We start from the raw sequence: 9,325 nt of genomic DNA on the forward strand, positions 1-9,325 counted from the left end.
TACCTAATAATTCTATGTTAGCGGATAGAGGGAGCATGGCGGGCTCGCGGGAGCAACTACGGCGAGGGCCGGCGCCTGCAGCACCGCGATCCGGCAGCTCGGGTGTCGGCGGTGTGGGCAGCTGCTGCCTGGCGGCCCGAGCAACGCGCTGCGGGTGTCCAGTCGGCGGTACGGCCGCGTTCGTCCCCCCGCGCGATCCGCTCCCTCGTCGTCCCGGCCTGCGCGGTGATCTCCGGTCTCCGCGCCACCAGTCATTCCAGCACCGACCCGAGGTCGACTCCCCGGCCGGTCAGGTGCTGCGCCAGGCCGCAGAGGTGGCTTTGGTCAGCCGGTGCGGCATCACCGCGGTCGTCGCCCAGCATTCAGGATGCATGTAGGGCTTGCGTAATTTCTGGGGATGTTTTGTAAAGTATGCGACTGCCCCGTGGCGTGTGTCCGGGTGTCCGTCATGGGGGGATCGTCGCGTGAGCCAGAATCAGCCCGGGCCGTGGGCCGTTCGTCCGCCTGAGCCCGTCCGCATGCCTGATATTCGCCCGCTGCACAAGCGCAAGCGGGTGTGGGTCGGTGGCTTCGTGCTGCTCTCGGTCGGGGCCGCGTTCGGTGGTGGCAGTTCCAGCGCGGCCAGTCCCACGCCGCGCCCGACGGTCACCGTCACGGCCACCACCCTGAAGACGGCAGCGCCTGCCCCGGCAGTCACCGTGACGAAGTCAGCGTCGCCGGCCCCTACGGTCACCGTGACCAGGACGGCCAAGCCGGCGTCGGTGGCCACACACAAGTCAAGTTCCGGGTCCTCGAGCACCGGCAGCGGTGGTTCGACATCGGGTGGCTCGTCGAGTTCCGGCGGCACGACTGATTCGTCAGGGGCTACCGCCTTGTGCAATGACGGCACCTACAGCTACGCCGCTCATCACCAGGGAGCGTGCTCCCATCACGGCGGTGTCGCCGTCTTCTACAGGTAGCAGGCACCGCGGCGCGGCGGCTGAGCCGCCGTGCCGCAGCTGCGGTCGGGCGAGGCGGCCCCGTCAACCCGCCAGGCCTCATGGGTGGTGCCGACCGCCGCGCAGCCTGGTCCTGCCCGGCGGTCGGAGTGGTCACGGCGAGAGCAACGCGCCTTGCGTGACGAAGGCAGGAACGGAGAGGAACCATGGCTTTCGGCTTTCGTGTGGGTGTGCCGGGGATGAGCGTGCGGATCTCCACGCGGGGTGTACGCACGTCCGTGGGGCCCCGCGCGGCGCGCATCAGCATGGGCAGCGGCGGCACGCGGATCTCTTCGGGGCTGGGCCCGTTCTCTGCCTCCAGTTCCCTGGGCGGAGGGCGTCGCCGCACCGGTACGACCCGCTCGCGGGCTGTGGCCCCGTCGGCAGCGCAACTGGAGCGTGCTCGCCGACAGGCCGAGCGGGCCCAGCAGGAGGCGGAGCGGGATGCGGCGATTGCCCAGCTGGAGGAGTTGCGGCGGCAGACGACCAGTGTCCATCTGCAGTCCTTCCCGCCCACCCGGCCGCCGGTGGTGCCCGGCCCTCAGCAGTTGAGCCTGGCCTGGGCCTTGGCGCAGGCCCAGACTCATCACCTGGCGGGTCTGGGCCTCTTCGCCCGCGCCGAGCGGGCCGCGGCCAGGCGCAGGGCCGCCGAAGACGCCCCTGCTTATCTGGCCGCCGAGGAAGCGCGCCTGCAGGCCGTCCACGGCGAGTTGACCGCCGAGGCCGGTCAGTGGTGGCAGGCCTTGCTCTCCAACGACGAGGACACCGTGTGCGAGGCGGTCAACTACGCCTTCTCCGACAACGCTGCCGCGGGTTGCGCGGTGGGAGTCGACGGAGATGTCCTGTCCGTGGTGATGCGGCAGCAGGACATCGACTCGCTGCCCGATCAGGTGCCAGGAGTCACCCCCAGCGGACGCCCCACCCTCAAGAACCTGAGCAAGCGGGACCGCACTCTGTGGTGGCTCACCTCGATGGGGTCGAACATCGTTGCCACACTCAAAGAGGCGTTTGCTGTCGCGCCGGGGATCGCCGCCGTTGACCTGGCTGTGCTGACGCGCCTGCCGAACACTCAGCGTCTGGGGTTCGTGGCCTACGGCCACTGGACGCGCCAGGCCATCGAGGCGGGCCCGTGGCTGGAGACGACCGATGCGCTGCGGTTCCTCGACATCGGCCAGGACGTCGCCTGCTCGGTCACCACTACCGCTTCCGGGAACGTGTCCAGCGCCGTCAAACCCCTGGACACCAGTCGGCTCCCCGGCCTGCAAGGCCTTCTCGACCACGCCCAGGACGACGCCGGATCCGACGAGGCGACCCTGGCCGACCTCGATGGAGACCTGCGGGCCAACGTCCCGGCCGCGCACACGGCTCCCCTGCCCGATCGATACCGGATCCGTCCCTTCGCCGAGTGGAAAGCCCAGAGCTCTCCCCTGACGCCGCCCGCTCCTGCCGGGCAGCCCCACACCCCTGCACAACCGGGCCGCGCCCCCGCGACCGTGCTCACGCCGGGACAGAACCTGGCACTGCCCGAGGAAGCCTGGCAAGGGCTTCTCATCGCCTTCAGCTTCGCCGGCGCCGACGCCGACCTGACCCTCTTCCTGACCGGCACCAACGGCCAGGTCACCTGCGATGAGGACTTCGTCTTCTACAACCAGCCCTCTGCCTCCCACGGCGCTGCCCGGCTGCTGGGCAGACAGCCCGACGGTCCGCACACCGTAGAACGTGCAGCCCTTCACCTTGCTGCCCTGCCCACCCAAATCCAGCGCGTCACAGTCGCCATCAACATGGACGTCGAAGCCGGCCTGAGCTGCGGCGCCCTCACTCACGCACGTCTGTACATGGACTGCGGCACCGGAGCCGCCTGGACCTTCCAGCCACCCACCGGCCCCGACATCCGCGCCATGGCCATCGCCGAGCTCTACCGACACACCGTCAACGGCCAACAGGTCTGGAAACTCCGCGCCAACGGCCAAGGCTGGACCGACGGCCTCGACGCACTCGCCCGGGCCCACGGCGTCAACGTCACGTAACCAGCCGGCAACTCCACACGCGAGAACCTGCTTTCCGGGAAAGTCAAGGCAGTGGATGGGCCGTTACAGGCACGACCGGATCAGGGCCCGGGACGAGAGTCAGGGCGGACCTCGGAGGCAGGCACACGCCGGCCGGTGGAGCGGACTCGGGGTGGCCGGTCATGAGGACTTTCGTGCGGCCGGGGGGCGCGGCGGCGCTGTCGGGTGTGCGGCCGATCTGGCGGACAACCGTCTGGATCCGCTGCTGGCGTAGGCGGTACGAACCCCCGGAGGAAGTCATGCCGCCGAACCGGGCGAAGGGGTCGAACCTGTAGGTGAGGACCTTGTGCGGAGATGGCGGATCTCACGGCCGGTAGCCCCTCAGACGGTAGAGGCGTTACCGAGGGCGATCACCACGAGGTCTTCCTGCACGTCATCATGTTGGATCTCGAGGGCGAAGCTTCCCGACAGCCTGAAGAACCTCACCGGGCCGGTGCACGGCCTCGTCGTCCTGCCCCTCCGCGTCGTTCGGTCAGGTCTGCACACATACGACGGCGACCTGCCCCTGCCGGCGCGCGGGCCTCTGGACCAGCGGAAGGCTACAGAAGCAAAGGAGGACCACATGGTTCCGTCTCCGAAGATCTTCTTCGAGGAGGTACGTAGGGTTTACGCAGCGACGGCAGACTCTCTGTATCTGGCCGGTCCGGTCGAGACCGAGAACGTCATACCGGTGTCGACGTACACAGGCGGCGGCGTCGAGTACAGCATCGAGCTCGACGTCAGAGAAGGCACCGTGGACTGCACCGTCGGCACCGAAGCGGATTCGGTCGCCTTCTCCCTGCCGATCGAGCAACTGGCGCTCGCCACCGGGGCCATCGAGGCCCGCGGGCGAATCTCCTACAGCGCCCGCAACCTCACCCAGCTCAGGAAATCCCTGTTCGGGCAAGCCGGATACGTCCGGCTCGTACATCCCTTGCTGGCCGACAAGGCCACAGAGGCGCTGATGCGGCAAGCCGGTGCACGCGAGTGGAAGATACCGGGACGCCCTTGAAACAGGGCTTGCAGCTGACTCGGCTGCAGTTTCCGCTCCTCAAGCACCACCATCGGCGGCTCGTGGACCCGGAGCGGTCGCGGGCAGTCCGGTGATCGTCGGGATCGCACGACGGTCAACGGGGGCCGGCGTCATGCCTCGCGATCGTGTGCGGGAGACGGAAATCCATGGCCCGGCCGACCTCTCGCCAGGTCGATTCTGCCGTCCTGCGCGCATCCGCGGCCACATCGCCACGTTCGCGTATGAGCCGTTCGTAGATCGGGGCGTCACTGTGCGCCGTTGTGCTCAACGTACTGGTTCCTTCCTGATGGCGACACCCGCTTGGTCTCGGGCCGCAGGCGGGGCCGAGTCTAGGGTGGCCGTTCCGCCAGCATCGTCCCGTTCCGCCAGGCGGGACGCGAGATGTGCCGGCACCCCCACCAACGCGGCCTCGTGCGTCCGTCCCGTCGTCGACGAGGCTGTGATCAAGACGGCCATGCTGCCATGGCTGCCCCCGAGTGGCGCCGAGACCGGCCAGGGCGCTGAGGAGGAGAAGGACGCTGTTGGGGCGCCAGGAGTAATTGTCAATGCACGTGGATCTGAGCGGCGTTCATGTCGAGGTGGGCTTGTGGGCGAGGATCTGGATCCCCGTTGACTGGTGCCCGTTCATGGTGGGCACCGTGATGGTCCGGGTGTCGATGGTCTGGAAGTCGGCGAGCAGGGTGGAGAACCGCTCGCGGGGGTGGTGGCGGCAGACCGCACCGTCGCCGGTTTCGAAGACGCCGTAGCTGCCGTAGTGATCGGCGTGGCGGCTGTAACGGCTGCGGTTGCGTTCGTCGTCCTGCAGGAGAAGGTCGCTGATGTAGAGGGTCCCGCCGGGCTTGAGGACGCGGTTCAGCTCGGTGATCAGCCGGTGCTGGGCTTGATCGCCGGGAATGCAGGTCAGCACGGCGAAGAGCAGCACGGCGTCGAAGCCTGTGTCCGGGCAGGGTGAGGCCGGTGGTGCGTCCAGGGTGGCAAAGCGCATGGTGGGGTGCAGGCGGCGTGCCCGGCTGATCATTGCCGGTGAGGCGTCGACGCCCGTGAGGTCGCCGAAGCCGTGCTGTTCGAGCTCCTTCATGACGCGGCCGTAGCCGCATCCGTGGTCCAGGATCGCGGCTTGCCTGCTGATCCCGTCGAGCCAGGGCAGATGGAGGGGGTGGGTGAATGTCTTGCTGGCCGCGGCAGCGTCCCAGTAGGGAACCTGGCTGTCGAGGTCGGACATGGCAGATGCCTCTCTGGGTGCTTGGCTGAAGCCGGTCATGTCCCCAGTGCGGGGGGCGCTCGACGAGCCGGCCGCCTTCGAAGCGGCGTGCCCGGCACCTCCGCCGACTGCGTCCTCCAGCTCGGCAAGCCCCCGGTCAAGCAAGGCTTCGGCGACCACTACAAGGTCGGCCGGGCAGGACCTGGGGCGACTCCGACCGGCTGAACGTCCGCGACTTCCACAAATCCCGCAAGAAGCTCCGCGGCGACGCCGACGGCGCCCCCGGCCCGCTGACCTGGCGCCTGCTCTTCTCCCGACGCCTACGACACCCCGGTGGTGGAGCAAACTCCACCACCGATCCGGGTGGCCGGGCCCTCCTGGCGGCGCACCGGCCGCGGGAGGGTTGATCCCGCAAGGCCAACCCCTCCGCACGGACAGGACGTCACGATGCCGCAGACCAACACCGCCACGGTCCGCAAGCCCCGCACCGCCCGCGCCACCCCGGGCACCTCCGCCCCGGCCCGCCCGGCCACGACCGCCCACGTCATGCCCCTCTGGGAGGCCATGGCCCTGCTCTTCGCTCCGGCCAGGGGCACGGAACGGCCCTGAGCCGCCACCTCACCATGCAGAACCAGAAACAGCACCGGGCCACCACCCCGGCCGCCCCCGGCCCGCTGGCCTCCTTCGCCCGGTTCGTACTGTTCGGCGGCGGGGCCGGTCTCCTCTCCAGCAGCACCGTGACCCTGCTGGCCGGGGCCATGCCCTGGACGCTGGCCAACGCCGTGATCACCATCGCCTCCACCGTCCTCTGCACCGAACTGCACGCCCGCTTCACCTTCGGTACCGGCAAGCGGGCCGGCTGGCACGAGCACTGGCAGTCCGCCGGCTCCGCCGCCGTCGCCTACGCCGTGACCTGCGCCGCCATGTTCCTGCTCCACCTCTTCCAGACCTCCCCCGGCACGCTCACAGAGCAGATCGTCTATCTCGCCGCCTCCGCCCTCGCCGGCCTCGGCCGCTTCCTCTTCCTGCGCCTGTACATATTCGCCACCGGCCACCGCAGCCGAACCCCGGCCACGACCCCGCCCCCGAAAGCGAGCCTCACATCGCCGCCGGCCGTACTCGCCGCGGCCTGACGCGAACGCGGTCACGACGCCGGCAGTACAGCGGGAGGCGCTCCGGCCGACCGCGACCACGCACGACGTCACCCGCTCCCCCGGTGCGCGTAGCGCACGACCGGTGACCGCGACATCGCAACCGGCCCCTCGGGCGGGCCGACGCACAGCCGCCGTCTGCACGGCCGTCCACGCCGGTATGCGCGCAGAGCCTGCTGAGTCGATGTGCAGTGCGGTGTCCGGGCGGCAGACCGGTTCCCTGTCTAAGGCGTGTCCGGCGGATCACGAGTGTTTTGGGTCCGCTGGGACGTGAAGTGGATGTAAGTCGTGGTGATCTGATGAACGAGGAGTGGCGGCGGTTGGAGCCGCATCCGCCAGTGAGCGGTCTGCGTGGCGGGCGGTGGGCCGGTCACCGGCGGGTGATCGACGGGATCCTCTTCCGGCAGCGGACGGAGGTCCCGTGGTGAGACCTGCCGGAGCGGTTCGGCTGCTGGAAAACGGTCTACGAACGGCACAGACCTGGAGCGCGGACGGTACATGGGACAGGATCCTGCAGGCCGTCCAGGCGGATGCCGACGGCGTGGGCCAAATCGACTGGAGCATGGTGGGCGTCGACTCGACGTCCTGCCGCGCCCACCAGCACGCGGCCGGTGCGCGAAAGGCAGCGCCGCGCGTCCCGAAGAAGAGATCCACGCCTCGGCGACACCGCCCCGACGAGGGACTCGGCAGGTCCAGGGGCGGCCTGACGAGTAAGATCCACCTCGCCTGCGAAGGTGGATGCAGACCCCTCGCCCTGCTCATCACCCCGAGGCAGCGGGGCGACGCACCCCAGATGATCCCTGTCCTCACACGCATTCGCGTCGCCCACCAGGGCGGGGGACGCCCGCGGACCAGGCCGGAGCATGTGAGCGCGGACAAAGCGTACTCATCCCGCAAGAACCGTTGCCACCTGCGCAGGCGCTCTATCAAACACACCATCCCCGAGCCCAGGGGCCAGCGGACCAACCGCCAACGCCGTGGCAGCCGCGGCGGCAGGCCCACCAAGTTCGACAAGGAGAAGTACAAGCGCCGCAACGAGGTCGAGCGGACCATCAACCGGCTGAAGACCTTCCGAGCGGTAGCCACCCGCTTCGACAAACGGGCCTACGTTTTCCACGGCACCGTCACCCTCGCTGCCATCCGGCTATGGCTTCGCGCATAACGTCTCAGACAGGACCTAAAGCATGGCTCCGCCAACCGGCTGCTGCTGTGTGCCGCCACGCTCCGCCCACTCCTCGCGAAGCAGCCCGAACATCACTCTGTCGTACCACTCTTCACCAACCCTCACGCTGGCACGGCGACGCCCTTCTTCGACGAAGCCAATCCTGTGAAAGGCGCGGATGGCTCGTTCGTTGCCGCTCCACGTATCCAGCTCGACCCGTCGCACCCTGCAGGCGCCGAACAAATGTCCCAGCAGCAGCCGTAGAGCTTCTGAGCCGTAGCCGCCGCCCCACCGGTCGCGCTCACCAATCACGATGCCGACGGTCACTCGCCCCGCGAACGGGTCCATGTCGCGGTAATCAGCAGTACCTATCGTGCGGCCATCGGACAGATCGTCCACAGTGAACGTGGCCTCGATGCGGGGGTCCTGACGCAGAGTTGACTCGTGGAAGCGCTCCATGGTCTCCCGCGTAATGGGCCCGAAATGCGGGTCGCCCCCGGTAGCCCAATGCGTAACCTCGGGGTCATTGCGCCAGCGGACATGGGCGTCAAGGTCCGCGGCACGCGGCGCGCGCAGTCGCACGAGCTTGCCTTCAATCATGCAGTGATCATACGGATACCGAAGTTCACCCCATGATCCGCCGGACAAGCCTTAGCCAAAGGAGTGGCCGGGAGCCGGGCACGTCCGCAAGCATGCGGGCGAGGTACCCGTACGTTCGGCGTCCCACTTGGCCCGCCCCAGCAGGTGCTGCATGCCGTCCGGGGTGATCTCCCCGGCCCACTCGGCGATGGTCCAGCAGTTCTTGCGCGGCAGATCCGACAGCAGCCCGAGCACCAAGCGCCAGACCCGAGCAATAGTCAATTCTTGTGGACCGCTGGGTTAAGGCAAAGGGTTGTCGCCTTGGACGACCTGCCATCCGGAGGTCAGGCTGCCCGACATGAGGTGCTGGACGCCTTCTCCTCGGAGCGTCACGAAGGCGGTGAGGCCAGTGTCCAGCTGTGCCACTCGATGCCCGTAGACGACGGCCTGCGTCAGTGTCAGGTCGAGTGCTTGTGCTGAATCGCTGAGGCGGTTGAAGCGGGCACCGCGGCGGACCGGTCCCCGCAGGCAGCGCACATTGACGGTGGCCTGTTCGAGGGACGCGACGATGACCCGGACGATCTGCAGTTCGACGCTGCCACGACAGCTGCCGGGGCTCGGGATCTCACTCACGCGGCTGCCCCCTCTCGGTCGACCAGGACGCCGTTCTTGAACCGGGCACCCGCACGGACCAGTGGAACGAGGTGGGCGCCCGTGATCGCGCGCCAGCGGGCCTGGGCGGACTCGACGAGCTTGAATACCATCGCGAGGGCCGCGGCCGGGCTGCCGGCGCCGCGGGTGACCTTGGTGCGGAGCTTGACCGTGGAGAACGTCGACTCGATCGGATTCGTGGTCCGCAGGTGGATCCAATGTTCGGCGGGGAAGCCGTAGAACGCCAGCAGTTCCTCTGTGTCGTCAGTGATCTTCGCGACGGCCTTGGGCCACTTGGCGCCGTAGGTGCGAACGAACGCCTCGATCGCTTTCTCGGCGTGGGCCCGGTCCTCGGCGTTGTAGATCTCCTGCATCGCCTTCGTCGCGCCAGGCTGAGCGGACTTCGGGAGGGCGTTCGAGACGTTGCGGGCCTTGTGAAGCCGTAAAGAATCAAGGTGCTGCTTTACAGGTGCGGGCTCGTTGTCTGGGTATGGCGGTTCCGGAGGACATCTGTTCCCAACTTCAG

General features: G+C 68.4%; 10 protein-coding genes and 2 pseudogenes. 6 read left to right on the forward strand and 6 right to left on the reverse strand.

Features of this window, described 5'->3' with window-relative positions; translation table 11 throughout:
- Nucleotides 1–475: 475 nt before the first annotated feature.
- Entirely contained in the window at nt 476–847 is a 372-nt protein-coding gene (locus tag ACIQVL_RS47820; protein ID WP_403478775.1) for a hypothetical protein, read from the reverse strand.
- On the opposite strand from ACIQVL_RS47820, the gene ACIQVL_RS47825 reads away from it, so the two are divergent.
- The 3 genes from ACIQVL_RS47825 (at nt 762) to ACIQVL_RS47835 (ending at nt 4,034) form a co-directional block, all read left to right on the forward strand.
- Entirely contained in the window at nt 762–959 is a 198-nt protein-coding gene (locus ACIQVL_RS47825) for a DUF3761 domain-containing protein (RefSeq protein WP_403478776.1), read from the forward strand. The genes ACIQVL_RS47820 and ACIQVL_RS47825 overlap by 86 nt on opposite strands.
- A 185-nt stretch (nt 960–1,144) precedes the next feature.
- The gene (locus tag ACIQVL_RS47830; protein ID WP_403478777.1) at nt 1,145–3,004 is read left to right on the forward strand and encodes a TerD family protein; all 1,860 of its coding nucleotides are present in this window, start codon (nt 1,145–1,147) and stop codon (nt 3,002–3,004) included.
- 601 nt (nt 3,005–3,605) lie between these two features.
- Nucleotides 3,606–4,034: a hypothetical protein gene (locus tag ACIQVL_RS47835; RefSeq protein ID WP_403478778.1), complete on the forward strand. Its 429-nt coding sequence runs from the start codon at nt 3,606–3,608 to the stop codon at nt 4,032–4,034.
- Between the two features lie 589 nt (nt 4,035–4,623).
- Here the strand turns inward: ACIQVL_RS47835 and ACIQVL_RS47840 are convergent.
- Nucleotides 4,624–5,277, reverse strand: a complete 654-nt coding sequence (locus ACIQVL_RS47840; protein WP_403478779.1) for a class I SAM-dependent methyltransferase — start codon at nt 5,275–5,277, stop codon at nt 4,624–4,626.
- A 426-nt stretch (nt 5,278–5,703) separates the two neighbouring features.
- Here ACIQVL_RS47840 and ACIQVL_RS47845 point away from each other — a divergent pair, with 426 nt between their 5' ends.
- From ACIQVL_RS47845 to ACIQVL_RS47855, 3 genes and pseudogenes are all read left to right on the forward strand, one after another.
- On the forward strand, nt 5,704–5,865 hold the full coding sequence (locus ACIQVL_RS47845) for a hypothetical protein (protein ID WP_403478780.1): 162 nt from the start codon (nt 5,704–5,706) through the stop codon (nt 5,863–5,865).
- Between the two features lie 14 nt (nt 5,866–5,879).
- Nucleotides 5,880–6,389 (forward strand): GtrA family protein, encoded by a 510-nt coding sequence (locus ACIQVL_RS47850; protein WP_403478781.1) that lies wholly within the window; start codon nt 5,880–5,882, stop codon nt 6,387–6,389.
- 317 nt (nt 6,390–6,706) lie between these two features.
- A pseudogene (locus tag ACIQVL_RS47855) lies at nt 6,707–7,569 on the forward strand (IS5 family transposase).
- A gap of 15 nt (nt 7,570–7,584) precedes the next feature.
- Here ACIQVL_RS47855 and ACIQVL_RS47860 read toward each other — a convergent pair.
- The 4 genes and pseudogenes from ACIQVL_RS47860 to ACIQVL_RS47875 form a co-directional block, all read right to left on the reverse strand.
- Entirely contained in the window at nt 7,585–8,169 is a 585-nt protein-coding gene (locus ACIQVL_RS47860; protein ID WP_403478782.1) for a GNAT family N-acetyltransferase, read from the reverse strand.
- Between the two features lie 111 nt (nt 8,170–8,280).
- Nucleotides 8,281–8,430: pseudogene (locus ACIQVL_RS47865) on the reverse strand (IS701 family transposase); the annotation flags it as partial.
- Nucleotides 8,431–8,448: 18 nt separating this feature from the next.
- Nucleotides 8,449–8,781, reverse strand: a complete 333-nt coding sequence (locus ACIQVL_RS47870) for a hypothetical protein (RefSeq protein ID WP_403444092.1) — start codon at nt 8,779–8,781, stop codon at nt 8,449–8,451.
- The coding region (locus tag ACIQVL_RS47875) for a transposase (protein ID WP_403478783.1) at nt 8,778–9,325 on the reverse strand (548 nt) is incomplete at its 5' end. The genes ACIQVL_RS47875 and ACIQVL_RS47870, both read right to left, overlap by 4 nt.

Origin of the sequence: Streptomyces sp. NPDC090499 (assembly GCF_044769305.1) — a bacterium.
Classification (GTDB): Bacteria; Actinomycetota; Actinomycetes; order Streptomycetales; family Streptomycetaceae; genus Streptomyces.

What these genes read in the sequence shown, in the direction of transcription:
- ACIQVL_RS47830 (WP_403478777.1), top strand. Translation starts at nt 1,145, where the DNA reads ATGGCTTTCGGCTTTCGTGTGGGTGTGCCGGGGATGAGCGTGCGGATC.
- ACIQVL_RS47835 (WP_403478778.1), top strand. Translation starts at nt 3,606, where the DNA reads ATGGTTCCGTCTCCGAAGATCTTCTTCGAGGAGGTACGTAGGGTTTAC.
- ACIQVL_RS47840 (WP_403478779.1), bottom strand. Translation starts at nt 5,277, where the DNA reads ATGTCCGACCTCGACAGCCAGGTTCCCTACTGGGACGCTGCCGCGGCC.
- ACIQVL_RS47845 (WP_403478780.1), top strand. Translation starts at nt 5,704, where the DNA reads ATGCCGCAGACCAACACCGCCACGGTCCGCAAGCCCCGCACCGCCCGC.
- ACIQVL_RS47850 (WP_403478781.1), top strand. Translation starts at nt 5,880, where the DNA reads ATGCAGAACCAGAAACAGCACCGGGCCACCACCCCGGCCGCCCCCGGC.
- ACIQVL_RS47860 (WP_403478782.1), bottom strand. Translation starts at nt 8,169, where the DNA reads ATGATTGAAGGCAAGCTCGTGCGACTGCGCGCGCCGCGTGCCGCGGAC.